This window comes from Uniformispora flossi, assembly GCF_049534875.1.
Classification (GTDB): Bacteria; Actinomycetota; Actinomycetes; order Streptomycetales; family Streptomycetaceae; genus Yinghuangia; species Yinghuangia aomiensis.
In genome coordinates this window covers 59,693-84,411 of sequence record NZ_JBMULZ010000018.1, presented here as the reverse complement: position 1 = coordinate 84,411, position 24,719 = coordinate 59,693, and the positions used below count along the sequence as shown (strand labels likewise).

At 72.8% G+C, this 24,719-nt stretch carries 21 protein-coding genes and 2 pseudogenes; 11 read left to right on the top strand and 12 right to left on the bottom strand.

Annotated features, from left to right (window positions below; genetic code table 11):
• The first annotated feature begins 6 nt into the window (after positions 1 to 6).
• Positions 7 to 1,326 carry an iron uptake transporter deferrochelatase/peroxidase subunit gene (gene efeB, locus ACPA54_RS30890; protein WP_423534700.1) on the top strand — a complete coding sequence of 440 codons (1,320 nt, stop codon included), beginning with the start codon at positions 7 to 9 and terminating at the stop codon, positions 1,324 to 1,326.
• Positions 1,327 to 1,864: 538 nt separating this feature from the next.
• Here the strand turns inward: efeB and ACPA54_RS30885 are convergent.
• Positions 1,865 to 1,912 (bottom strand): annotated as a pseudogene (locus tag ACPA54_RS30885) (hypothetical protein); the annotation flags it as partial.
• A gap of 36 nt (positions 1,913 to 1,948) precedes the next feature.
• On the opposite strand from ACPA54_RS30885, the gene ACPA54_RS30880 reads away from it, so the two are divergent.
• A complete protein-coding gene (locus ACPA54_RS30880; RefSeq protein ID WP_423534782.1) occupies positions 1,949 to 2,191 on the top strand; it encodes a hypothetical protein in 243 nt (80 codons plus the stop codon).
• Positions 2,192 to 2,206: 15 nt separating this feature from the next.
• On the opposite strand, the gene efeU is transcribed toward ACPA54_RS30880, so the two are convergent.
• The 4 genes from efeU to ACPA54_RS30860 all read right to left on the bottom strand — a co-directional run bounded on the left by efeU (position 2,207) and on the right by ACPA54_RS30860 (position 6,465).
• Positions 2,207 to 3,064 (bottom strand): iron uptake transporter permease EfeU, encoded by an 858-nt coding sequence (gene efeU, locus ACPA54_RS30875; RefSeq protein ID WP_423534699.1) that lies wholly within the window; start codon positions 3,062 to 3,064, stop codon positions 2,207 to 2,209.
• 251 nt (positions 3,065 to 3,315) lie between these two features.
• Positions 3,316 to 4,578: an HRDC domain-containing protein gene (locus ACPA54_RS30870; RefSeq protein ID WP_423534698.1), complete on the bottom strand. Its 1,263-nt coding sequence runs from the start codon at positions 4,576 to 4,578 to the stop codon at positions 3,316 to 3,318.
• Positions 4,579 to 4,866: 288 nt separating this feature from the next.
• On the bottom strand, positions 4,867 to 5,538 hold the full coding sequence (locus tag ACPA54_RS30865; RefSeq protein ID WP_345675272.1) for a LuxR C-terminal-related transcriptional regulator: 672 nt from the start codon (positions 5,536 to 5,538) through the stop codon (positions 4,867 to 4,869).
• Positions 5,539 to 5,868: 330 nt separating this feature from the next.
• Positions 5,869 to 6,465, bottom strand: a complete 597-nt coding sequence (locus ACPA54_RS30860) for a DUF3000 domain-containing protein (protein WP_423534697.1) — start codon at positions 6,463 to 6,465, stop codon at positions 5,869 to 5,871.
• A 186-nt stretch (positions 6,466 to 6,651) separates the two neighbouring features.
• Here ACPA54_RS30860 and hemE point away from each other — a divergent pair, with 186 nt between their 5' ends.
• The 4 genes from hemE (at position 6,652) to ACPA54_RS30840 (ending at position 10,810) form a co-directional block, all read left to right on the top strand.
• Positions 6,652 to 7,728: a uroporphyrinogen decarboxylase gene (gene hemE, locus ACPA54_RS30855; RefSeq protein ID WP_423534696.1), complete on the top strand. Its 1,077-nt coding sequence runs from the start codon at positions 6,652 to 6,654 to the stop codon at positions 7,726 to 7,728.
• Between the two features lie 64 nt (positions 7,729 to 7,792).
• Positions 7,793 to 9,325 carry a protoporphyrinogen oxidase gene (gene hemG, locus ACPA54_RS30850; protein ID WP_423534695.1) on the top strand — a complete coding sequence of 511 codons (1,533 nt, stop codon included), beginning with the start codon at positions 7,793 to 7,795 and terminating at the stop codon, positions 9,323 to 9,325.
• 32 nt (positions 9,326 to 9,357) lie between these two features.
• Positions 9,358 to 10,089 carry a hydrogen peroxide-dependent heme synthase gene (gene hemQ / locus ACPA54_RS30845; protein WP_423534777.1) on the top strand — a complete coding sequence of 244 codons (732 nt, stop codon included), beginning with the start codon at positions 9,358 to 9,360 and terminating at the stop codon, positions 10,087 to 10,089.
• Positions 10,090 to 10,291: 202 nt separating this feature from the next.
• Entirely contained in the window at positions 10,292 to 10,810 is a 519-nt protein-coding gene (locus ACPA54_RS30840) for a methylated-DNA--[protein]-cysteine S-methyltransferase (protein WP_423534775.1), read from the top strand.
• 5 nt (positions 10,811 to 10,815) lie between these two features.
• Here ACPA54_RS30840 and ACPA54_RS30835 read toward each other — a convergent pair whose 3' ends face one another.
• The 7 genes and pseudogenes from ACPA54_RS30835 to ACPA54_RS30805 form a co-directional block, all read right to left on the bottom strand.
• Positions 10,816 to 11,640, bottom strand: a complete 825-nt coding sequence (locus ACPA54_RS30835) for a hypothetical protein (RefSeq protein WP_423534694.1) — start codon at positions 11,638 to 11,640, stop codon at positions 10,816 to 10,818.
• Positions 11,641 to 11,766: 126 nt separating this feature from the next.
• Positions 11,767 to 13,004: pseudogene (locus tag ACPA54_RS30830) on the bottom strand (MbnB/TglH/ChrH family RiPP precursor modification enzyme).
• Positions 13,001 to 14,074, bottom strand: coding sequence for a TIGR04222 domain-containing membrane protein (locus ACPA54_RS30825; RefSeq protein WP_423534693.1), 1,074 nt, complete (start codon positions 14,072 to 14,074; stop codon positions 13,001 to 13,003). The pseudogene ACPA54_RS30830 and the gene ACPA54_RS30825 overlap by 4 nt, the downstream one beginning before the upstream one ends.
• 214 nt (positions 14,075 to 14,288) lie before the next feature.
• Positions 14,289 to 14,717, bottom strand: coding sequence for a peptide-methionine (R)-S-oxide reductase MsrB (gene msrB / locus ACPA54_RS30820; protein ID WP_423534692.1), 429 nt, complete (start codon positions 14,715 to 14,717; stop codon positions 14,289 to 14,291).
• A gap of 91 nt (positions 14,718 to 14,808) precedes the next feature.
• Complete coding sequence (gene murC, locus ACPA54_RS30815) at positions 14,809 to 16,239, bottom strand: UDP-N-acetylmuramate--L-alanine ligase (protein WP_423534691.1); 1,431 nt, start codon at positions 16,237 to 16,239, stop codon at positions 14,809 to 14,811.
• Positions 16,240 to 16,392: 153 nt separating this feature from the next.
• Positions 16,393 to 16,875 (bottom strand): indole-3-glycerol phosphate synthase, encoded by a 483-nt coding sequence (locus tag ACPA54_RS30810; protein ID WP_423534690.1) that lies wholly within the window; start codon positions 16,873 to 16,875, stop codon positions 16,393 to 16,395.
• Between the two features lie 74 nt (positions 16,876 to 16,949).
• On the bottom strand, positions 16,950 to 17,777 hold the full coding sequence (locus ACPA54_RS30805; RefSeq protein WP_423534689.1) for a pyrimidine reductase family protein: 828 nt from the start codon (positions 17,775 to 17,777) through the stop codon (positions 16,950 to 16,952).
• Between the two features lie 31 nt (positions 17,778 to 17,808).
• Between ACPA54_RS30805 and zapE the strand changes: the two genes are divergently transcribed.
• The 5 genes from zapE (at position 17,809) to ACPA54_RS30780 (ending at position 24,701) form a co-directional block, all read left to right on the top strand.
• A complete protein-coding gene (gene zapE / locus ACPA54_RS30800; RefSeq protein WP_423534688.1) occupies positions 17,809 to 18,900 on the top strand; it encodes a cell division protein ZapE in 1,092 nt (363 codons plus the stop codon).
• Between the two features lie 479 nt (positions 18,901 to 19,379).
• Positions 19,380 to 20,201: a polyphosphate kinase 2 family protein gene (locus tag ACPA54_RS30795; RefSeq protein ID WP_423534774.1), complete on the top strand. Its 822-nt coding sequence runs from the start codon at positions 19,380 to 19,382 to the stop codon at positions 20,199 to 20,201.
• 160 nt (positions 20,202 to 20,361) lie between these two features.
• Positions 20,362 to 22,617 (top strand): MMPL family transporter, encoded by a 2,256-nt coding sequence (locus tag ACPA54_RS30790; RefSeq protein WP_423534687.1) that lies wholly within the window; start codon positions 20,362 to 20,364, stop codon positions 22,615 to 22,617.
• 177 nt (positions 22,618 to 22,794) lie between these two features.
• Positions 22,795 to 24,024 (top strand): sensor histidine kinase, encoded by a 1,230-nt coding sequence (locus ACPA54_RS30785; protein WP_423534686.1) that lies wholly within the window; start codon positions 22,795 to 22,797, stop codon positions 24,022 to 24,024.
• Positions 24,021 to 24,701 carry a response regulator gene (locus ACPA54_RS30780; protein ID WP_423534685.1) on the top strand — a complete coding sequence of 227 codons (681 nt, stop codon included), beginning with the start codon at positions 24,021 to 24,023 and terminating at the stop codon, positions 24,699 to 24,701. Before ACPA54_RS30785 ends, ACPA54_RS30780 begins: the two co-directional genes overlap by 4 nt.
• Positions 24,702 to 24,719: the final 18 nt, after the last annotated feature.

Genomic DNA, 24,719 nt, shown 5'->3' with positions numbered 1-24,719 from the left:
TACCCGATGACCGAGAAGCCCGACGCACCGGAGCAGGACGAGGCCGCCGCCGCGCCTTCGGACGACGACAGCGGTTCCGCGGCGGCCGAGACCGGCGCGCGCCGCGGGGTCAGCCGCCGCGCGCTCATCGGCTGGACCGGCGGCGCGCTCGCCGTGGGCGCGGGGGCTGCCGGGGGCGTGGCCGCCGCGGTGGGGGGCGGCACCGAGACGGTCGCGAACTCGACCGTCACGTCGGTACCGTTCGAGGGACCGCACCAGGCCGGGATCGTGACGCCGGTTCAGGACCGGCTGCATTTCGTCACGTTCGACGTGCTGACCGACGACCGGGCGAAGCTGGTCCGGCTGCTGCAGCAGTGGACGGCCGCGGCCCGGGCGATGACACAGGGGCAGCCGGTGGGCAAGGGCGCCGTCGACGGGATCCCGGAGGCGCCGCCGGACGACACCGGCGAGGCGCTGGGGCTGCCGCCGGCGAACCTGACGCTGACGATCGGCTTCGGGCCGACGCTGTTCGTGAAGGACAACAAGGACCGGTTCGGCATCGCGGCGAAGCGGCCGGTGGCGCTGGCGGACCTGCCGCCGTTCCCGGCGGACAACCTCGACCCCAACCGGTCGGGCGGCGACATCTGCGTGCAGGCATGCGCGGACGACCCGCAGGTCGCCGTGCACGCGATCCGGAACCTGGCGCGCATCGGGTTCGGGACGGTCGCGGTGCGGTGGTCCCAGCTCGGGTTCGGCAAGACGTCGTCGACGACGCCGGACGCGCAGACGCCGCGGAACCTCTTCGGGTTCAAGGACGGCACGCGGAACATCGCGAGCGACGAGACCTCGCGGCAGAACGAGTTCGTGTGGGCCGACGGCTCCGACTGGATGGCCGGAGGGTCGTACCTGGTCGCCCGGCGGATCCGCATGCACATCGAGACGTGGGACCGCACCGGGCTGGGGGAGCAGGAGACGGTCATCGGGCGGACCAAGGGCGAGGGCGCGCCGATGGGGGCCGTCAAGGAGCACGACCCGGTGCCGCTGAAGGTCCTCGACGAGCGCTCGCACGTGCGGCTGTCGCACCCGGACTCCAACGACGGGATCACGATCCTGCGGCGCGGATATTCGTTCGTGGACGGGTCGGATGGTTTGGGGCGACTCGACGCGGGGCTGTTCTTCCTGGCCTATCAGCGGGATCCGCGGCGGGGGTTCATTCCGCTGCAGCAGAAGCTGGCGTCGCAGGACCGGCTGAACGAGTACATCCAGCACGTGGGCTCGGCAATCTTTGCCTGCCCGCCGGGGGTGCGAGGGGCGGAAGATTACTGGGGGCGGGGGCTGTTCGGCTGAGGACGTGAAGACGGCCTGTGGATGACGCCGCTTGGTGCGGGCGTTTTCCACAGGCCTTTCGGGTTTTCGGGGCGGTGGGAGCAGGTGGGGGGAGACTGGCGGGGTCGGAGAGATCCGGCCGGTGGCGGGGGAAGGGCCTTTCGACGCTGGACAGACTCCCGAAGACGGTGGGAGACATCCCACGGCGTTGCGTGTCAAGCTGCGGCGAGTTTGGTGTGGTGGGCCCAGGCGGTGTCCTCGTCGTAGGGGGTGTGGGTTTTGAGGCATCCGTGGAGGATGCCGACGAGGCGGTTGCCGAGTTGGTGTGGGGCGGGGTTGTAACCGAGGTCGCGGGCGCGTTGCTTGTCGTAGGAGCGGCGTGCTCCGGGCGAGGTCTGCAGGGCGTAGAACGTTTGGCGTTGGAGGGCGTCGTCGAGGCGGTGGTTGCGGACGTAGCGGGCCTGGACGGTCCGGGCTTTGCCGGAGGCGCGGGTGATCGGGCTGGTCCCGGCATAGCCCTTGCGGGCTTCGCGCTGGTGTAGCGGTCGGGGTCGTCGCCGAACTCGGCGAGGACCCGGGCGCCGGTGATCTCGCCGATGCCGGGCATCGACAGGTAGACCTCAGCGTCCGGGTGCGCCCGAAAATGCGCCTTCACCTCGTCTTCCAGCACGTCGATCTGCTCGTTCAGGGCGATGGTCAGCCCGGCGAGCGCGGTCACGGCGGCGGCGTAGGCAGCACTTTGCGGGGCGGTGACCTCCAACTGCGGTTCGCGCCGCGCGGCCTGGATCGCTGCGGCCTTGGCGTCCCGGTCACGTCGGCGGTGCCGGGCCGGGACGGCGGTGATCTGCGGTTTCGTCAGCTTCGCAGCCTGCTGCGCGGCGGGTGAGGGAATGACCTGCTGTCAGGCCTTCGCGGTCTCCGCCGTCGTGTCCACGGCAGCCTGGGGCGCGCTGCCCTTCGCCTTCGGCTTGTGGAACAGGAACACCGCCATCACCGGCACCAGGTAGGCCGCCCACACGGCCACCTGGGTGACCGTCGGGTCCGGCTGGAAGTTGAAGATGCCCTTGAGCACGGTGCCGTACCAGCTGTCCGGCGGGATGGTGTCCGAGATGTCGAACGCCTTGTCGTTGATGCCGGGCAGGAAGTCGGCCTCCTGCAGGTCGTGAACGCCGTACGCGAGCACACCGGCCGCGACGACGATCAGCGCGCCGCCCGTCCACGTGAAGAACTTGGCGAGGTTGATCTTGACCGCGCCCTTGTAGAAGAAGAACGCCAGCACCATGGCGGACAGCAGCCCGAGGATCACGCCGACCAGCGGGTCCGTCCCGTCGCCCGTCGACCGCACGGCCGTCCACACGAAGAGGGCCGTCTCCAGGCCCTCGCGCCCCACCGACAGGAACGCGGTCAGCACCAGCGCCCCCGTGCCCATCGCCAGCGCCGCGTCGAGCTTGCCGTGCAGGTCGGCCTTGAGGTGCCGCGCGGTGCGGCGCATCCAGAAGACCATCCACGTCACCAGGCAGACCGCGACGATCGACAGCGACCCGCCGAACAGCTCCTGGTCTTCGAAGGTCATCTCCGCCGAGGTGAACTCGAGCATCGCGCCGAAGCCGAAGCTCAGCAGCACCGCCACCGCGACGCCCGCCCACACCGGCGGAAGCCGGTCGCCGCGCCCGGTCTTGACGAGGTACGCCACGAGGATGCTGACGACCAAGGCGGCTTCCAGACCTTCGCGCAGGCCTATCAGGTAGTTGGCGAACACCGGGTCTCCTCGCGTGCGCGTGCGCGAACGGCGGGTCGGGCCGCCGAAACGGCGGCAGGGGGCAGGATTCAGGCGAGCCTGAGGATTTAGGCAAGCCTTACCAAATCACCTGCGCGGAGGCTGCGTCAACGTGCGAGAGGTCACCGAAGCCGGGCATAACAAGACCTTTACCGAGCCGGACCCGACCAGCGGTTCGGCACGCGCCACCCCGGACGAAACGGGCCCTCGCGGACCCGCCCGACCGCGTCGGCTCAGCCCGCCGTGCCGCCGTTCCCCTGGTGCGCGGCGATCCGCAGGAACGCCCCCGACAGCGCGTGCGCCGTCAGGTGGATCTGCCAGGCCCGGGCCCCCTGCGCGCGCAGCACCTCGGCGACCGCGTCGGCCGACGGGGCCGGCGGCGGCGACCAGGCGAGGCGGCGCACCGAGTCCGGGGCCAGAAGGTTCTCCGTCGGCACACCGTGCTCGTCGGCGATGGCCGCGACCGCGGTACGCGCCGCGGTCAGGCGCTCGGCGGCGGCCGGGTCCTTGTCGCCCCAGGCGCGCGCCGGCGGCGGGCCCTCGTGGGGGAGCGTGGACGGCGGAAGCTCGTCGTCGGGCACCGCCCGCCCGGCCTCGATCGCGGACAGCCAGGCCTGCGCCTGGCGGCGGCTGTCCCGGCCGGTGAAGCCGGGCAGCGCGAGCAGCGCGGCGGCCGACGCGGGGCCCGCGAGGGCGGCTTCGACGATCGCGGAGTCGGGGATGACCCGGCCCGGCGAGACGTCCTTGGTGCGGGCGATCCGGTCCCGCGCCTCCCACAGCGCCCGGACGATCGCCAGTTGGCGGCGGCGCCGGACCCGGTGCAGGCCGGACGTGCGGCGCCACGGGTCGACGCGTGGTGCGGGCGGGGGAGCGGCGGCGATCGCCGAGAACTCCTCCAGCGCCCACCCGAGCTTGCCCTGCTCGTCGAGGACCTTCTCGATCTCGTCGCGCAGTTCGACGAGCACCTCGACGTCGAGTGCCGCGTACCGCAGCCACGGCTCGGGGAGCGGGCGCGTCGACCAGTCGACGGCCGAGTGTCCCTTCTCGAGCGAGTAGCCCAGCACGGTCTCGACCATCGCGCCGAGGCCCACCCGCGGATACGCGGCGAGCCGTCCGGCCAGTTCGGTGTCGAAGATCCGGGTGGGCACCATGCCGACCTCGGCCAGGCACGGCAGGTCCTGGGAGGCGGCGTGCAGTACCCACTCGGCGTCGGCGATCGCGGTCCCCAGCTCGGACAGGTCGGGACAGGCGATCGGGTCGATCAGTGCCGAGCCGGCTCCCGCGCGGCGCAGCTGGATCAGGTAGGCGCGCTGGCCGTACCGGTAGCCCGACGCCCGTTCGGCGTCCACGGCCACGGGACCGTCGCCCGAGGCGAAGGCTGCGACCGTCCCGGCGAGGGCCTCCGGATCCGCCACGACCGGCGGGATGCCCTCACGGGGTGCCAGCAAAGGGACCGGCGCCGGCTGTTCGGAAAGGGAAGGGAAGGCGTCGGTCACGTTTACAAAATACGCCGAAACCCCGGCGGCCGATGACGCCGCCCGCCGAACCGTTCGGCAATTTGTCCGTTTTATGGGGTCTTCGGGGGTGGTGGTTCCGGGATTCCCAGCACGGAGAGCCCCTCCGGCGACCACTTCGGCACCCGATGGCGTCGAAATCGTCACCTGGGACGGCACCGAGAACGCCATCCGAAGACCTGTCCCACCCCCCCCGCAACGCACCGCGCCCCGGCCGAATCGGCCGGGGCGCGGATGGGCTGCCGCCCGGGGAGCGGCAGTGGAGCCGGTTCAGCTGATGATGCCCGCCCGCAGCGCGAGCGCCACCATGCCCGCACGGTCGCCGGTGCCCATCTTGCGGGCGATGCGCGCCAGGTGGCTCTTCACGGTCAGCGCCGACAGGCCCATGGCCTGGCCGATCGCCTTGTTCGACCGGCCCTCCGCGACCAGTCGCAGAACCTCGATCTCCCGTGCGGACAGCTCGCGGCAGCCCGACGTGGGATCGGTTCCGTTGTGGTCGGGGCGCATGCGCCCCGCGGGCGACATGCCCGCCATACCGTTGATGCCCGCCTGCCGAGCGTGTCCCGGAGTCAATCCCGCCCGCGCACCGGTCACGACATAGCCCCGGACGCCCGCGGCCAGCGCGGATCGTACGGCACCGATGTCGTCGGCGGCGGAGAGCGCCAGACCGTTCGGCCAGCCGCAGGCCCGCATCTCAGTGAGCAGGGCCAGGCCGGAACCGTCGGGCAGGTGCACGTCGGCGATGCACAGATCGCGCGGCGTGCCGGCACGGGATCGAGCTTCGGCGATGGTCGACGTCCCGACGACGTCGCGCACCCCGAGAGCCCACAAGTGGCGGATGACGGAGTCGCGGACCCGGGGGTCGGCAACGACGACCATCGCCGTGGGCTTGGACGAACGGTAGGCGAGCAGGTTTGCGGGGTGATCGAGAAGTACCGACACCGGGCCTCCTGCGCAGTGATCGCGATTCCCGAGAAGCGGTATCGGTGCTGCTCCATCGGGGTGGTCACTGTCTCCTTCGGCAGATCCGCGCTCGGCCTTTAGAAGAAGATCCAGATCCGTTTGCCCCAATTTGCCGCAGCAGAGTGTGCGATCGGAGGCGCGGTGCCGCCACAAGCCCGCAACGCGGCGGTTGTCGGCCTTCGGGGGCCCGCGCGGGGGGTCCCCGGCGGGCGCCACCGGATTAACCCGATCGAGTGGCCGGTGGCGGCGGAGCCCCGCGGGGGGCGGCGTAAGGTACGCCCGCCCTGCCCGCCGCGCAGGATGCGCGGCTCAGCGGTCGCGCTGCCCCGAACGCGACGGCATCGGCACCACGCCGTCCCCGCCCGCCGGCAGCGGCGGCAGCCCCGCACATGTGCATAGCAGATCCAGCCAGGCCGCCATGTGCCGGGCCGGATCCCCGTCGACCGGCGTCCACGAGGCGCGGACCTCGATCTCCGTCCGGGCGATCTGGCCTTCCAGCCCGCCGAAACCCTGCGACGTGGCCCGGGTCACCGTGCCGCTCGGCGCCGTGTAGCGCGCGCCGTGCAGATGCAGCGCCTCGGTCAGCCACGTCCAGCCGACCTCCGGCAGCAGCGGATCGGTCGCCATCTCCGGTTCCAGCTCGGCCCGGGACAGCGTCACGCAGCGGAACGTGCCCTCCCATGCCTCGTGCCCCGCGGGGTCGTGCAGCAGTACGATCCGGCCGCTCCCCAGCTCGTCGTCGTCCACCACGACGTCCGCGGAGAACGCCGCGGAGAACGGCGCCAGATTGCGCGGCCGCGGCAATTCCTCGATCTCGATCTCGGGACGCAGCACCGCGGCCCGCATCTCCTCCACCGCGCGTCGGAACTCCGCCGGTTCCTCGGTCTCGCCGACTGCTGCTGCCATGCACGGCAGCGTATGTGCGGCACAACCGCCGACCGGGGAGGCGCGCGGACCGGCCGAAAGGAGGAATGCGCGCTCCGCCGTACCGACGAGTGGCGGTCGTTCCGCAGACCCGCCCGGGCCGGTCACCGCCCCCGTGCCCGGCCCCGGCGGCAGGCGTGGCCGGACCGTGTCGGCAGGTCTGGGAGGATGGGCCATGTGACTGAAACGCACACCTCGGCCCCGAAGCCGTCCGCCGACGTCCGCGACTCGGCGTTCCTGCGGGCCTGCCGCCGCGAAACCGTCCCCCACACCCCCGTGTGGTTCATGCGTCAGGCCGGCCGGTCGCTGCCCGAGTACCGCAAGGTGCGCGAGGGCATTCCGATGCTCGAATCGTGCATGATCCCGGACCTCATCACCGAGATCACCCTGCAGCCCGTCCGCCGCCACAAGGTCGACGCGGCCATCTACTTCAGCGACATCGTCGTGCCGCTCAAGGCCATCGGCGTCGACCTCGACATCAAGCCCGGTGTCGGCCCCGTCGTCGCCAACCCCATCCGCACCAAGGCCGACCTCGCGCAGCTGCGCGACCTCACGCCCGAGGACGTCCCGTACGTCACCGAGGCGGTGCGCCAGCTGACCGCCGAACTCGGCGGTACGCCGCTCATCGGCTTCGCCGGTGCGCCGTTCACCCTGGCGAGCTACCTCGTCGAGGGCGGGCCTTCGAAGAACCACGAGTTCACGAAGGCCATGATGTACGGCGAACCGACGCTGTGGGCCGAACTCCTCGACCGGCTCGCCGAGATCACCGCGCAGTTCCTCCGCGTGCAGATCGAGGCGGGCGCGTCCGCGATCCAGCTGTTCGACTCGTGGGCGGGCGCACTGCCGCTGCAGGACTACCGCGCGTCGGTCATGCCGGCCAGCGCCAAGGTCCTCGACGCCGTCGCCGGCTACGGGGTGCCGCGCATCCACTTCGGCGTCGGCACCGGCGAACTCCTCGGCGCCATGGGCGAGGTCGGTGCCGACGTGGTCGGCGTCGACTGGCGGGTGCCGCTCGACGAAGCCGTCCGCCGTATCGGCCCCGGCAAGGCCGTGCAGGGCAACCTCGACCCGGCGCTGCTGTTCACGCCCCTCGAAACGCTGCGCGCCAAGGCCGACGAGGTCCTCACCGCAGGGCGGGCCGCCGAAGGCCACATCTTCAACCTCGGCCACGGCGTCATGCCCAACACCGACCCGGAACGGCTGACCGCACTCGTCGAATACGTGCACGAAGCGTCGGCACGCTGACGGCCCCTCTCGCGCGGGCGGGCGGCGTAGGGGGCGCCCCCGCCCGGCGTGAGAGGGTGGGCTTATGCGTTCGACCCCCCGCGACACTTCCGGGTCCGCACTCCCGCGCCACGTCGCCGTCGTCGGCGGCGGCATCGCCGGGCTCGCCGCCGCGCACGTGCTGTGCCGCGACGGCGGCGGCCGCATCCGCGTCACCGTCCTGGAAGGCGCCGCCCGGCTCGGCGGCAAGCTGTCCGCGACGAGCATCGCCGGAGTCCCCGTCGACGAAGGCGCCGAATCGATGCTCGCGCGGCGCCCCGAAGGCCTCCGCCTCGCCCGCGAAGTGGGCCTCGGCGCGGAACTCCAGCCGCCCACCACCGCCAAAGCCGCGATCTGGACGCGCGGCGCGCTGCGGCCGATGCCGCAGGGCCAGGTCATGGGCGTCCCCGGCGACCTCGCCTCGCTCGCCGCGTCCGGCGTCTTGTCCGCGGCCGGATTGGCCCGCGTCCCGGTCGACCACGCGCTGCCGCCCCACCCCTACGAGGACGACGTCACCGTCGGCGAGTACGTCGCCGCCCGCGTCGGCCGCGAAGTCGTCGACCGCCTCGTCGAACCCCTCCTCGGCGGCGTCTACGCCGGCAACGCGCACGCCCTCTCCCTCGCCGCCGCCGTCCCGCAGCTCCTGCCGATCGCCCGCGCCGGCGGATCGCTCCTCGTCGGCGTCCGCGACCTCCTCGACAAGGCGCCCGACCCGGCGCAGGCCGGACCGGTGTTCGCGGGTATCGCCGGCGGCATCGGCCGCCTCCCCGGCGCCGTCGCCGACGCCGTCACCGCGAGCGGGTACGGCACCGTCCGCACCGGCGCGACCGTCCGTGAGATCCGCCGCACCCCCGACGCGTGGCAGCTCGTCATCGGCGACACTCGCAGCCCCGAACTCCTCGACGCGGACGCCGTCGTCGTCGCGCTCCCGGCCGCACCCGCCGGCCGACTGCTGGCCCCGCATTCGCACGTCGCCGCCGTCGAACTCGGCTCCATCGAGTACGCCGGCATGGCGATCGTCACCCTGGCCTTCCGCCGCGCCGACCTCGCCGAAGTCCCGTCCGGCAGCGGATTCCTCGTCCCGCCCGTCGACGGCCGCCGCATCAAGGCGAGCACGTTCGCCGGCAACAAGTGGGGCTGGATCGAAGCCGCCGACCCCGACGTGTTCGTGCTGCGCACCTCGCTCGGCCGGGCCGGCGAAGCCGAAGCGCTGCAACGCGACGACGCCGACCTCGTCGCCGACTCCCTCGCCGACCTCCACGACGCCATCGGCCTGACCGCCGAACCCGTCGACAGCCTCGTCACGCGCTGGGGCGGCGGCCTCCCCCAGTACGCGATCGGCCACCGCGGCCGCGTCGCCTGCGTCCAGGATGCCGTCGAACGCCTGCCCGGCCTTGCCGTATGCGGCGCCGCGTACGACGGCGTCGGCATCCCCGCGTGCATCGCAAGCGGCGATCGCGCCGCCGCCGCCGTCCTCACCCATTTCGGGATCGACGCGGGCCCCGCGCCGGCCCCTGTCGCCGCGGGCCTGGGCCACTTCGGTCCGGCCGCGGACCAGGGTGAAGGCGCGTCCGTGTGAAGGGAGAGAATCGAGCCATGACAGACGCGACCATGCAGGACCCGGACATCCCGGCGCCGCTCGACGAGCGCACCCCGCCCCGCCGCAAGGCCCGCGACCTCAACGAGGTCATCCGCTACACGATGTGGTCGGTCTTCCGCCTGCGCGGCCCGCTGCCGGACGACCGCACGCCGCTCGCCGGCGAGGTCGAGAACCTGTTCGAGCGCCTGCTGGACAAGGACGTCGTGGTGCGCGGCACGTACGACGTCTCGGGCCTGCGCGCCGACGCCGACGTGATGATCTGGTGGCACGCGGAGACCTCCGACGCGCTCCAGGAGGCGTACAACCTGTTCCGCCGCACCGAACTGGGCCGCTCGCTCGAGCCGGTGTGGTCGAACATGGCGCTGCACCGCCCGGCGGAGTTCAACAAGAGCCACATCCCGGCGTTCCTCGCCGAGGAGACGCCGCGGAACTACGTCGCGGTGTACCCGTTCGTGCGCTCGTACGAGTGGTACCTGCTCGAAGACGCCGAGCGCCGGCGGCTGCTCGCCGAGCACGGGCAGATGGCTCGCGGGTACCCGGACGTGCGGGCGAACACGGTGCCGTCGTTCGCGCTCGGCGACTACGAGTGGATCCTGGCGTTCGAGGCCGACGAACTGCACCGCATCGTGGACCTCATGCGGCACCTGCGGGGGTCGGAGACGCGGCGGCACGTGCGGGAAGAGGTGCCGTTCTACACCGGGCGGCGGCGGACCGTCGGGGAGCTGCTGGCAGGGCTCGTCTGAGGCGGCTGATTCTGCGTGGCGATGGGCCGTTCCCGGTCGGGGGCGGCCCATCGCCATGTCCGAAAACCGCCGGTGTCGGGGTGTGCGGGGCGGCAGCATGGTGGACGTGACATTGCGGAGTGAAGGGATGGGTGCCGTGGACACGGAGACCTTGGTGCAGGACGCGCTGCCGCTGGATGTGGAGACCCCTCGGGCGGCGGCCGTGGAGTTCGCCCGGCCGGCGGCGGGGGCGCCGCGGTACACCGTGGTGGGCTCGCCGGTAGGGGAGCTGCTGCTGACCGCGGACGCGGAGGGCGCGCTGACCGGGCTGTTCATGCTGCCGGACGCGAAGTACGTGCCCGAGATCGGCGCGGACTGGCACCGGGACGCGGGACCCTTCGGGGAGGTGGAGCAGCAGCTGGAGGGGTACTTCGCCGGGGAGCTGCGGGATTTCGATGTGGTGCTGGCGCCGCGGGGGACCGAGTTCCAGCGGTCCGTGTGGCGGGAGCTGACGCGGATCCCGTACGGCGTGACCACGTCGTACGGAGCTGTGGCGGCGGAGCTGGGGTCGCCGACGGCGTCCCGGGCTGTGGGTGCGGCCAATGGGCGGAACCCGATTTCGATCGTGGTGCCTTGCCACCGGGTGGTGGCGGGGAACGGGGCGTTGACGGGGTATGCCGGGGGGCTGGGGAAGAAGGAGATGTTGTTGGGGTTGGAGCGGCGGGGTGCCGGGGTGGGGTGAGGCGCCTATCGCGTGGGACGCCCGGCCCGCCGCCACCATCTCGCCTGGCGGCGCCAGTACTTCGCCCGGTACCGGGTGATCCCGATGTCCCGGTCGTCGGGGTCCAGGACCCGTCGGCTGTCGGCCAAGAGGTCGGCGAACGCCCCGGCAGCGCCGCGCGGGTCCCCGTTCTGGCCGCGCCAGGTGGCGACGACCGCGCGACTGGCGAGGACCCGGGGATGGTCGGGGCCCATCACGCGGGCCTCGTCGGCCACGATGCCGGCCAGGTCGCGGGCGGCGCCGGCCGTGTCCCCGGCGTCCGCGCGCAGGTAGGCGAGCTGGAAGCGGGGACCGAAGGTGCTTTCGTGGTCGGGGCCGTGGACCCGCACAAGGTCGGCCAGGTACTCGGTGTAGGCGGTGGTGGCACCGGCCACGTCACCCGCTCTGCGGCGCCCCTCGGCGATCCGGCCGCGGACGTCGATGGTGGCCGGGTGGTCAGGGCCCTGGATGCGCATGCGGTCGGCAAACAACGCGGCGTACTCCCGTCCGGCGCCGTGCGGGCCGTGGGCCCCCCACGCCGCGAGTACGCCGCGGATGTGCAGGACCGCTTCGTGATCCTCCCCCAGCTCGGCCGCGAACCGGGTGCGGACCTGCTGCCCTATCGCGCCGGCCTGCTCCAGGCTGTCCTTGGCCGCCTCTTCGGCGGCCTGCCACTTCTCGTCCGCCCACAGCGCGTACAGCCACTCCGGGGCGGAGTCTTCCGCGCCGCGCTGCCCCGACGCGGAGCGCCCGCCGCTTCCGTCCGCCCCCTGCCGTCCGCCCCCGACTCCCGATCCGGACGTCGCCATCATGCCCCCTTTGTCCGTGGCCGTGGCCGTGGCCGTGGTTGTGGCCGGCCCTGCCCGCCTTGCCGGGGCCGGGTGCCCGGCGCGTTCTCCGTCCGGCCGCGGAAGCGGCCGCTGCTCCAACGCCCGGCGTCAGTAGGGGACGTCCGGGTTCCAGCCGCCCCCTCCGGCTTGCCGCCGCGCCCGGCGACGTTCCCGCCACGTCGCCCGCCGCCCGGTGCCGGGCACGACGGTGCCGCCTTCCTGCATCCCCGCCATGTACACCGCGAACGCCTCCGCGTCCGCGCGACTCCCACCCTCGGCCGGCTTCGGGTGGGTCCGCGCCCACGCCGTGAACTCGCCAGGCCACCGCTCCGGACCCAGGGCCGCGACCAGCCCCGGCATCGCCCGTTCCACCCCGTCCCGCCGCTTCGCGGCCAGCGACAGGACCTGGACCTCGACCCGGCCCGGGTCGAACCCGGCCGGGATCGGGCCGCCCGCAACCAGCGCGCCGAGCAGCTCGGACTGGCGTCGGGCGAGTTCGTCGCGATCGGACTCCGAGGCGCCGCTCATCCCCGCACCCCCGCGCCCTCCACCACCCGCCGTATCGCCGCCATTTCCCCCGCCAGCTCGTCCGGCGGCGGGAACGCCCCGTCCCGTTCCAGCAGCACCCCCGGCGGAACCCGCCGCTCGCACAGCATGGCCAGGATCTCCAGGACCGCCGGCGGTACGGCCGCCGCGTGGGTGTCGTGCCACAGCCCGCCCCGGAGTTCGCCCCCGGCGATGTGGACGTAGGCCACCGACTGCAAGGGCAGTTCGGCCAGTGCCCGGGCCGGGTCCGCGCTGTGGTTGACGCGCTCCGTGTGCAGGTTCGCCACGTCGATCAGCAGCGATACCCCGGTGAGCGCGACGAGTTCGGCGAGGAACTCGCCCTCGGTCAGCTCGTTCTCCGGCCACGACAGCAGCGTCGCCGGGTTCTCCAGCGCGAGCGGCACCGGCAGCGCGTCCTGGGCGATCCGTATGTTCTCCGCCAGCACCCGCAGCACCGCACGCGTCCGCGGCACCGGCAGCAGGTGCCCGGCCTCCATGCCGCCCGCGCGTACGAACGCCAGGTGTTCGCTCACCAACGGCGCGTCCAGCCGTTCCGCGACCGACGCGAGCCGCGCAAGGCGGGCCGCGTCGGGGCGTTCCGCGCCGCCGATGCCGAGCGAGACGCCGTGCGGCACGACCGGAACGCCGCGCTCGCGCAGCAGCCGCAGGGACGCGGGCAGCGCGTGCCCGTCGCACACGTTCTCGGCGATCACCTCGACGAAGCCGACGCCGTCGAGCCGTTCCACCACCAGGTCGATCTCCGGCCGCCAACCGATACCGACCGCTCCGCGTCCGGTCAGCTCGAACACGACGACCCCGAGGAACACGACGATCCCGACGAACAGGAGGACCCGGACGAGCACGAGGACGACGAGCACGACGAAGACGAGGAGCACGACGACGACGAGCACCCCGTGGGCCCCGCGCACGACGTCCCGTGATGGTGCGAGCTCGCGCAGGACGAGGACCCGCACCACGACGCGGACGACGTGTCCGACGCGGCGTACACGGAGAACAGGAACGCATTGTCGGACGTCGACGAGTCCGACGACGAGGATCGAAGGGAGGACGACGTCCGCGAACCGGCCCCCGCCGGCACCCGCGCATGCCGGAACACCTCCAGCAGTTCCGGGTCCGTCAGCACCGCCAGCCCGTGGGACGCGACCCGCCCCAGTCCCGCGCCGCCCGCCGCCGTCGCGTCCAGGCCGTTCTGCAGCTGCCGGCTCGAGCGCAGCCGGAACACGTAGGTGGTGCCGAGCCGGGTCTGCGGCCTCTGCGGCGAGAACGATCCGACGATCAGCAGCACCAGGCAGGTCGCGAAGCCGGCCATGTGGGACAGCAGCACCAGGGCGAACATGCCGCCGCTCTCCGGGTCGAGGACGCCGGGCAGGAAGATCGACCCCATGCTGAGCACCAGGGAGAACACCAGCAGCCACTTCGCGATGCGGAAGGGGTTCCGGCCGCCCGGGTGGCGCATCAGCCCCCAGTCCAGCAGCCGGTCGCCGACCGCCTGGACTTCCGGGCAGCGCGCGGCGAGGTAGCGGACGTCGACCAGCTGCGCGTTGCCGCCGGTCTGTTCGACGGTGCGGAGGACCCCGGCGGCGACGTGGTCGACGCCGCTCCGGCCGGTGGCGGTGACGCGGCCGTCCCGGCCGATCAGCACCGCTCCGGTGGCCCGCAGGCCGAGCAGCGCGACGTCGGCGACACGGGCGGGGCCGCCCGCCAGGAAGGCGGCCTGGTAGAGGTCCAGCCGCTCGACGGGCGGCGGCGGGGACGCGGGGCGGCCACGGCGGCGGAGCGCGGTGACGGCGAACGCCACCACGAACACCATCCACGCGATGTAGACGAGGAGTGCGGCATTCGAGTTCATATTTCGTATGTACCGGACGCCGGGCGCCCCCCGTCAACCCAGGAGGCAATTCGATGGAGGTCCCTCGCCTTCCGGGCCGGTCCGTTGGCCACCCGACGCGCGTCCGGAGGTCACCCGACGCCTGTCGTGGCCCCGTCCTCCGCTTGCGGAAGGCCGCCCGACGCGCGCCCCGGGGCGCACGCGAGGCCCCCGCGCCCGCCCCGACAGCGGCCCCTCAGGCCTCGCCGCCCTCACCCTCCGCCGGCTCCAGCCGCAGGCTGATCGAGTTGATGCAGTACCGCTGGTTGCGTGGCGTGAGGCGCTCGCCGTCGAACACGTGTCCGAGGTGCGAGCCGCAGTTCCGGCAGCGGACCTCGGTGCGGACCATGCCGTACCCGCGGTCCTCGCGGAGTTCCACGCGGTCCTCGTCGACGTAGTCGAACGACGGCCAGCCGCAGTGCGAGTCGAACTTGTCCGCGGACCGGAACAGTTCCGCGCCGCACGCGCGGCACGCGTACACGCCGACCGTCTTGGTGTCGGTGTACTCGCCGGTGAACGCCCGCTCGGTGCCGGCCTCGCGCAGGACGTGGTACTCCTCCGGGGTGAGCGCGGAGAGCCACTCGTCGACGGACTTGACGACGTTGTACTTCGGTGTGTCTGCCATAACTCCATCCAACACGCACGGCCCCGGCCGCGTTCCCGGACCCTGGTGGGGGTCGGGAAAGCGGCCGGGGCCGTGATGACCGGGGGCGGCGTCAGCGCTGGTTGATGGCCTCGAGGATCTCCGGACCGAGCAGCGTCACGTCGCCCGCGCCCATGGTCAGCACCAGGTCCATCGGGCGCGCCATGGCGGCGACCACCGCGGGCACCTCGGACCAGCTGTGCTCCATGCGCACGAGGCCGCCGTTGTCGAGGGCGCTGTGCGCGATGATGTGGCTGGTGACGCCGGGCTGCGGGTCTTCGCGGGCCGCGTAGATGTCCATGACCAGCGCGATGTCGGCGGCGGCCAGGGCGCGTCCCATCTCGGTGCCGAGCTGCTGGGTGCGGCTGAACAGGTGCGGCTGGAACACGGCGATGACCCGGCCCGCGCCGACGGCGCCGCGCGCGGTCTCGAGGTCCGCGGCGATCTCCGTCGGGTGGTGCGCGTAGCTGTCGACGACGCGGACGCCGCCCGCCTCGCCCTTGATCTGGAAGCGCCGCCGCACTCCCTGGTATTTGCCGAGCGCGCCGCCCATGGCGGCCGGGTCGATGCCGAGGGCGCGGCCGACGGCGAGGGCCATCACCGCATTGGAGGCGTTCACCCGGCCGGGGACCGAGAGGTCGAACACGTGCTCGGCGCCGTTGGCCGCGTGCACCGTCACCTTGCTCGCCAGGCCCTGCGGCTCGACCTTGACGATCTGCAGGTCGGCGTCCGTGCTCTCGCCGACCGTGACGACCGTCAGCTCCGGCGCGGAGGCCGCCAGGCGCTCGCGCAGCGCGCCCGCGCCCGGGTCGTCCGCGGACACGACGAGCGTGCCGCCGGGGACGATGCGGTGCGCGAACGCCTCGAACGCGTCGAGCACCTCGTCCAGCGACGCGTAGTTCGCGTGGTGGTCCAGCTCGACGTTCAGGACGACGGCGACCTCGGGGGAGTACTTGAGGAAGCTGCGGTCGCTCTCGTCCGCCTCGGCGACGAAGATCTCGCCGTCGCCGTGGTGCGCGTTGCTGCCCGCCTCGTTGAGGTCCGCGCCGATCGCGAACGACGGGTCCAGGCCGAGCGACGTCAGGCTCACCGCGAGCATGCTCGTGGTCGTCGTCTTGCCGTGCGTGCCCGCCACCGCCACCGCGCGGCGGCCCACCATCAGGCTGGCCAGCGCGTCCGACCGGTGCACCACCGGAATGCCCCGCTCCTGCGCCGCGGTCAGCTCCGGGTTGTCCGCGCGGATCGCGCTGGACACGACGACGCACGTGGCGTCGCCCAGGTTCTCCGCGGCATGCCCCACGTGCACCTGGCAGCCCAGCTGCCGCAGCGCCAGCAGCGCCGTGGAGTCCTTCGCGTCGCTGCCCGCGACCTTCGCGCCGCGCACCGCCAGGATCTTCGCGAGCCCCGACATGCCGGCCCCGCCGATACCGACGAAGTACGGGCTGCCCAGGTCGATCGCCGGGGTGGTCGCGGGCCGGTCCGCGGGCGCGGCGGGGGCTGCCATGCAGGCTCCTTGGAAAACGCGTGAGAACGGGTGGGATCAGGGGAGGCCGGGGCGGGCGCGGCCGGTCACACACGTTACTGGTTCGGATGACCGGGCCGCGCACGTCGCGCCGGGCGCGGAGCGACTTCTTCCCCGGCGGCCTCCCGTCCGGGCTTACTTCGCCTCGGGGGTGCTGTGCGCGAACAGCTTGAGCACCGGCACACCGACCTTGTGGCGGGCCCGCGACGCCCAGTCGCGGTGGAAGAACTCCTCGATGAAGTGCGGGTCGGTCAGCACGATCACCTCGTCGGCCGAGTGCCGGTCGACGACGTCCGTGAGGATGTCCAGCGGGTTTTCGCCGGGTGCCGTCTCGCCGATGGCCTTCACCCCCGCGGCGCGCAGTTCCGCGACGCTCAGGTCGAGGGTGCGGCGGGTCACCTCGTCGCCTTCCTTGCCCGGGTCGTGCTCGACCTCCTCGGCGGCCTCTTCGAGGTGGCCGAGGGCGACGTCGTCCAGTGCGCGTACGAGGCGGTGGTGGTCGGCCTTGCCCGGCAGTACGACGACGAAGGATGTCGGCTCGTCCTCGTGCAGTCCCGTGACCAGCCGCACATCGGCCTCGTCCATGACCTTCTCGATGAGCAGCACGATCGTGTACACGCGTATGTCTCCCTCGGGTCGCCGTGACCTTTTCCACGATGCCAGCCGCCGGGGCGGTTCGGGCTGATTGCCCGCTACCGGTCCGGGTGGCGGACGTAGCGTGCGAAAAGGAAGCCGTCGTCTTCCAGAAGCGTGCGCAGTTCCATCGGTTGCGGAACCATCGGGTCGGTGCCGGCGAGGATCCGCCGGGCGGTGCCGCCGACGAACTGGGGGCTCAGGGCCAGGCACAGCTCGTCCACCCGCCCCGCGGAGGCGAGCTGCCCGAGGAGGTGCGGGCCGCCTTCGGTGAGGAGGCGTGTCCAGCCGCGCGCGGCGAGTGCGTCGACGGCCGCGCCCGGGTCGACGCCGGTGGCACCCGGGGGGCCCGCCACGATCACGTCCGCGGCCTTGCGGGCGGCCTCCAGTCGCTCGGGATCGGCGTCCGGGCCGGTCAGGACGACCGTCGGCACGATCGCCTCGGTGAACAGGGGCGCGGTGAGGTCCAGCTCCAGGCTGCGGCTCACGATGGCGATCACCGGCACGGGCGCCCGCCCGGCGGCTTCGCGGGCCGCCGCGTAGCCGGCCTTGGGCTGCGGCGGCCGGTAGCCCTCCGCGCGCACCGTGGACGCGCCGACCAGCACCACGTCGGCCAGGCCGCGCAGCACGCCGAAGATCTTCTTGTCGCCCGGCGACGACAGGCCCGCGGAGAGGCCGTCGCCGGCTTGTGAGGCACCGTCGAGGCTCTCCACCATGTTGGCGCGCAGCCAGGGGCGGCCCGCTCCGACGACGTCTTCCGGGTACGCGTACACCGCGTCCAGGTCGACCTCGCCGTCCGGCGTCGTGAGCCCCGGCCCGGCCTCCCTGTCGGAGGGGCTGTCGACGGGGCTGTCGGCTGGGCTGACGGGGGGAAGCAGACGTCGCATGCGGCCGAGTTTCCCACGCACCGTAGGCTTGATGATCGTGTCCAACATGTCCTCGGCGAGTCCCGCCCCCGAGCCGGTGTCGCTCGCCTCGCGCCAGCCGGTAGTCCCCGCCGACCGCATGGTGGCCGAAATGGTGCCCCCGCCGCGCTTCGACGGGGTGCGTTTCGACACCTACATACCGGACCCCACGCAGCCCAGCCAGGCCGCCGCGGTGCAGCGCCTGGAGCAGTTCGCCGCCGCGCTCAACAACGGCGGCGGCGCCGAACCCAAGCGCCGCTGGTTCCGCCGCGGCGGCAGCGGTGCCGCGGCGCCCGCGCAGAGCGGCATCTACCTCGACGGCGGCTACGGCGTCGGCAAGACCCACCTCCTCGCGTCGCTGTGGCACGCGGTGCCCGGCCCGAAGTCGCTGTGCACGTTCGTCGAGCTGACCAACCTCGTCGGCGCGCTCGGCTTCCAGGAGACCGTGCGCGCGCTTTCCGGCCACCGCCTGCTGTGCATCGACGAGTTCGAACTCGACGACCCGGGCGACACCGTGCTGGTGTCCACGCTGCTCGGCAAGCTCGTCGACGCGGGGGTGAAGCTGGCCGCGACGTCGAACACGCTGCCGGACAAGCTCGGCGAGGGACGCTTCGCCGCGATCGACTTCATGCGCGAGATCCAGGGCCTGTCCGCGCACTTCGACACCCTGCGCATCGACGGCGACGACTACCGGCACCGCGGCCTCCCCGAGGCGCCGGCACCGTCCGCGGACGACGACGTCGTCACCAAGAGCGCCTACGCCCCGGGCGTCACCGGTGCGGCGCTCGACGACTTCCCGGCGGTGCTGGACCACCTGGCGCGCGTGCACCCGAGCCGGTACGGGGCGCTGCTGGAGGACGTCCACGCGGTGTTCTGGCGCGGTGTCGTCCCGGTGACCGACCAGTCGACCGCACTGCGGCTCGTCGTGCTCGCGGACCGCATGTACGACCGGGAGATCCCGGTGGTGGCGTCGGGCGTGCCGTTCGATGCGCTGTTCTCCGAGGAGATGCTCGCGGGCGGCTACAAGAAGAAGTACCTGCGGGCGGTGTCGCGGCTGGTCGCGATGGCGCGGGACGGGGCGGAGCGGGTGCCTCCGGCGGTCTGATGAGGGCGGTCCTACGCCTTCGGTTCGACGTCGGTCCCGCATCGGTCCGGCTCGTCGGCTCGGCACCTTGGTTCGGTTCGCCGGGTTGGTTCGCCGTTCGTCCACAGGCGCACGCCCGTGCGGGTGACCCCGAAGCGTCGTCCACAGGCTTGACGGCGTCGACCTGCGGGAACCCGGCCGACCGGGCAGGATCACAGGAAAGTTGGTGATCCGGCGGACCGGGAGGGCGAACCGTGGCCAAGAAGGCGCACACGACGGACAAGGCTGCCGCGCGACCGGACCGGCCCGAGCCGGAGAAGCCGAAGCGGCACAAGCCGAAGCAGGACGAGCGGAGGCCGCACAAGGCGAAGGTGACGAAGGCGCAGCCGGCGAAGCCGGAGGCGTCTCCGCCCGCCGAGGTGCGGAACGGCCGGGTGCGCGGCGCGCCCGCTCTCGGCGGGCTGCCCGGGCCCATCGCGCGGGTGGCGCCGCTGCGCGACATGCTGCGGCTGCACGGCGGCGCGGTCGACCTGGAAGCCGCCGACTGCCGGGCGACGCTCCACGCCCCCGGCGGCAAGGCGGAGACCCTCGCGGATACCGCGGCGATGGGGGCGCGGCTCGCCGTCCTGCAGGAGAAGCTCTACGCCCAGGCGCTCGCGGGCGGGTCGCGCAAGCGTCTGCTGCTGGTGCTGCAGGGCATGGACACGTCCGGCAAGGGCGGCGTCGTCAAGCATGTGATCGGCCAGTTCAATCCGTCGGGCTGCCAGATCCACGCGTTCAAGGCGCCCAGTGAGGAAGAGCTGGCGCACCCGTTCCTGTGGCGGGTGAAGCAACACGTGCCGGACCCGGGCATGATCGGCATCTTCGACCGGTCGCATTACGAGGACGTGCTCATCGTCCGGGTTCACGACCTCGTCCCGCGGACGACCTGGTCGCGGCGGTATGCGGCGATCAACCAGTTCGAGCAGGACCTGCACGACGACGACGTCACCGTCGTGAAGGTCTTCCTGCACATCTCGTACGAAGAGCAGCGCAAGCGCCTGCTCGAACGCCTCGACAACCCCGACAAGCACTGGAAGTTCAACCCGGGCGACATCGACGAGCGCGCGTTCTGGCCCGCCTACCAGGAGGCGTACCAGGCCGTGCTGCAGAAGTGCACCACCGACACCGCGCCGTGGTACGTGATCCCCGCCGACCGCAAGTGGTACCGCAACTGGGCGATAAGCCGCCTGCTGCTCGAACACCTCGAGGAGATCGACCCGCAGTACCCAAAGGCCAGCGTCGACGTGGACAAGGAACGGCGGCGGCTGATGGAGACGTGAGGTCTGTCGTCTGCCTCGGAATGGACGGCCGCCTACGGCGATTTCAGTAGGCCGTCGTGTGGTTTCAGCAGGCCGCATTGTCCGTAACGGCATGACGACTGGCGGGGTCTCTCCCGGCGAGCCTTGAGCGGTCATCGCTTGTGGAGAGGGAGACCCTGACGTGGCGACTTTTCTGTATCGGCTCGGCCGCGGCGCCTTTCGGCGGCGCGGCCGGGTCCTCCTGGTGTGGCTGGGGGTGCTGGTCGCGGTCGCGGTGGGTGCCATGGGGGCGCCGGAGGCGTCGGACGAGGAATTCTCGATGCCGGGGATCGAGTCGCAGAAGGCGTTCGATCTCATGGAGGAGCGTTTTCCGGGGACGGCCGCCGACGGCGCCACCGCCCGGGTCGTCTTCGTCGCCCCGAACGGGCAGAAGGTGACCGCGGGCGACCCGCGGAAGGCGGTCGAGGACGCGGTGCGCTCGCTCGGTGGCGGCCCGCAAGTGGCGGGCGTAGCCGATCCGTTCGCGTCCGGTGCGGTCAGCGGGGACGGTGCGACGGCGTACGCGACCGTCACCTACACCGTGGAGTCCTCCGACGTCACCGACGCCGACCGTGCCGCCGTGGACGCGGCGGCCGACCGGGCGCGGGCGGCGGGCCTGACGGTGGAGACCGGCGGGTCGGCGATGGACGCGGGCGGCGGGCCGGACGGGACCGCGGAGATCGTCGGGCTTTCGGCGGCGGCGGTCGTGCTGCTGTGCACGTTCGGGTCGCTGGCGGCCGCGGGCCTGCCGCTGCTGACGGCGATCGTGGGCGTGGCCGTGAGCCTGTTCGGGATCGTGCTGCTGTCCGGCCCGTTGGGGTTGTCCTCGGACACGGCCACGCTCGGGATGATGCTGGGCTTGGCGGTGGGCATCGACTACGCGCTGTTCGTGGTGTCCCGATACCGGGAGGAGCGGGGGCGCGGGCGGGCCGCGGAGGAGGCGGCCGGAGTGGCGGTCGGCACAGCCGGTTCGGCGGTCGTGTTCGCCGGGGTCACCGTGGTGATCGCGCTGGCGGGCCTGTCGGTGGTCGGGATTCCGACGCTGACGAAGATGGGCCTGGCCGCGGCGGGGGCCGTCGCCGTCGCCGTGCTGGTCGCGTTGACGGTCGTGCCTGCCCTGCTCGGGTTCTTGCCCGACGCGGTGCTGGCCCGCAAGACGCGCCGGGCGCGCCGGTCCGGTGCCGGTGCCAGTGCCGGTGACGGCGGCGCCGGGTCGAGCGACCGTGCCGCGGGAGTGCGGGACAACCTGGGCACGCGCTGGGCCCGGTTCGTGCTGCGGCGCCCGGTGGCGGTGCTCGTCCTCGGGGTCGCGGGCCTCGGCGCGCTGGCCGTCCCGATGGCGTCGCTGCAATTGGGCATGCCCGGCGACGAAGCCAAGTCCACCGCGACCACCGAGCGGCGGGCTTACGACGCCCTCGCCGAGGGCTTCGGACCCGGCTTCAACGGGCCGCTGACCATCGTCGTGGACGCACGGGGAGCCGCCGACCCGCGCGCGGCGGCGCGTACCGTCGGGGAACGGATCGGCGGCACGGACGGCATCGTGTCGGTTTCGCAGGCCCGCTTCAACGAGGCCGGCGACACGGCGGTGTTCAAGGCCACCCCGTCGACCAGCCCCACGGACGAGAAGACCAAGACGCTGGTGGAGCGGATCCGCCGCGACCGGCCGGCGGTGGAGGCGCAGGCGGCGGCGACGTACGAAGTCACCGGCACCACCGCGCTGAACATCGATATCGCGGCGAAGGTGCAGTCCGCACTGGTGCCGTACCTGGCCGTGGTGGGCGGCTTGGCCGTGGTGTTGCTGCTGCTGGTCTTCCGGTCCCTGCTCGTTCCGGTCAAGGCCGCTTTGGGATTCGTCCTCTCGGTGCTGGCCGCGCTGGGCGTGCTCGTGCTGGTCTTCCAACAGGGCCATGCCGCGGACCTGTTCGGCGTGGAGCAGACCGGCCCGGTGATGAGCCTGATGCCGATCTTCATGATGGGCATCGTCTTCGGGCTGGCCATGGACTACGAGGTGTTCCTGGTCTCCCGGATGCGCGAGGCGCATACCCAGGGGGAGTCCGCCGAGCGGGCCGTCGTGTCGGGGTTCCGGCACAGCGCCCGGGTGGTGACCGCCGCCGCGCTGATCATGATCGCGGTCTTCTCCGGGTTCGTCGGGGAACAGGGGTCGCTGATCAAGATGCTCGGGTTCGGACTGGCCGCCGCGGTGCTGTTCGACGCGTTCGTGGTCCGGATGGCGATCGTGCCCGCCGTGCTGGCGCTGCTCGGCGAACGGGCCTGGTGGCTGCCCGCATGGCTCGGCCGGATCCTGCCGCGCGTCGACGTGGAGGGCGCGGCACTCGGCCACGCGGGGCCCGGCAGCCGGGCCCCGGATCCGGACGGGGCGGTCGAGGCGCGGGTGTGAAGGGCTGCGCTCCCCGGCGGGCGGCGCTGCCTGCCGGGCTGCGTTGCCTGCCGGGCCGCGCCGGTTCGGTCGGCGATGAGTCCCGACGCACGGACCGTCCGGGCACCGGGCCTCGGGCGGTCCGCCCGCCCGCCATCGGCGACCATGGACCACGGCACCCCCCTTGCGGAGAGCACGATGACCAGCATTCTCGAGCGGTACGCGGAGCGCCGCCCCCGGGCCGCGGACGTGGCGACGGCGGTCGCGGTGTGCGTCTGCACGCTCCTCGGGGCCCGGATCAGCACGTCCGAGTCCACTCCTCCGCACGCGCTGTGGCCCGCCTGGATCCTCGTCGCGTCCAGCGCCGCCGTCCTCGGATCCCGCAGCCACCCGCGCGCCACCCTCGCCGTCACCACCGCCGCGGCCGCCGCGCTCACCGCCCTGGGCTACCTGCCGAGCCCGCTGCTGCTAGCCCCGGTCATGACCGCCCTGTACTGGCTGGCCGCACGCACCGACTCGCGGACCACCGGTATATACGCCGCGGCGACCGTGACCGTGCTGATGGCCACCTCCCTGGCCGGCGCGCCACTCGGCGACGACCTCATCCTCCGGACCGCGGGCACCGTCCTCTGGCTGCTGCTGCCGGTGTCCCTGGGCGGCCGCAGCCGCTTCCGCCGTGCCTACCTCGAATCCGTCCAAGCGCGCGCCGCGCACGCCGAACGCACCCGCGAAGAGGAAGCCCGGCTGCGCGTCGCCGAGGAACGCCTGCGCATCGCCCGCGAACTCCACGACGCCGTCGCCCACCACATGGCCGTCGCCCACGCCCAGGCCGGCACCGCCGCGCACCTGGCGGAGACGCACCCCGAGCAGACCCGCAAGATCCTCGCCGACCTGGTCGGCACCACCACCTCCGCACTCCTCGAACTCCGCGCCACCGTCGGCGTACTGCGCCGGACCGCGGGACCCGACACCGACCCGCTGGAGCCCGCCCCGGGCTTGGACCGCCTGCCCGACCTGGTCGCGTCCTGCGCATCGGCCGGCCTGACCGTCACCGTCGCCACCGAAGGCCCGGCCCGGCCCCTGTCCCCGGGAGTGGACCTGACCGCCTACCGGATCATTCAGGAAGCCCTCACCAACGCCACGAAACACGCACCCGACCACACCGCCCGCGTCCGGCTCCACTACGACACCGCACGCCTGCTCGTCAGCGTCACGAACGACGGTGCCGCGCACGAGACCGCCGTCCCACCCGTGCCCGGCGGCGGATACGGCCTGATGGGCATGCGCGAGCGCGCCCACTCCGTCGGAGGCGACCTGCGAGCCGGCCCCCGCCCCGAAGGCGGCTTCGAAGTGGCCGCCGTTCTCCCCCTCCGGCCCCGCACCGCGGCCGACTACCCGGCCGGACCACGACCCGAGGAATCCCGTTGACCATCCGCGTGCTGCTCGCCGACGACCAGACCCTCCTGCGCGGCACCTTCCGACTGCTCATCGACTCGTGCGACGACATGGAGGTGGTCGGCGAAGCCGCCGACGGCCGCCAAGCCGTGGAACTCGCCCGCGACCGGCGGCCCGACGTGGTCCTCATGGACATCCGCATGCCCGGCACCGACGGCCTCGCCGCCACCGCAGCCATCTGCGAAGACCCCGACCTCGCCGGGACCCGCGTCCTCATCCTGACCATGTTCGAAACCGAGGAATACGTCGCCCAGGCACTCCGCGTCGGCGCCAGCGGCTTCCTCGGCAAGTACGTCACCACGGACGCCCTGCTGGACGGCATCCGCACCGTCGCCGCGGGCGAGGCCCTGCTGTCCCCGGGAGCCACCCAGGCCCTGATCACCCGCTTCCTCACCACACCCGCCTCCGGCCCACCTCTCGCCCCGGCCGAACGCCTGGCCGACCTCACCCCGCGCGAACAGGAAGTCACCGTCCTGGCGGCGCACGGCAAATCGAACGACCAGATCGCTCGGGAACTGGTCGTGAGCGTCCTGACCGTACGCACCCACATCCAACGCGCGATGACCAAACTCGGCGCCCGCGACCGGGCCCAACTCGTCGTCATCGCCTACCAGAACGGGTTGGTACGGGCCGAGCCGCCGAGGCTTTGAACACCGTGGAGCGGCACG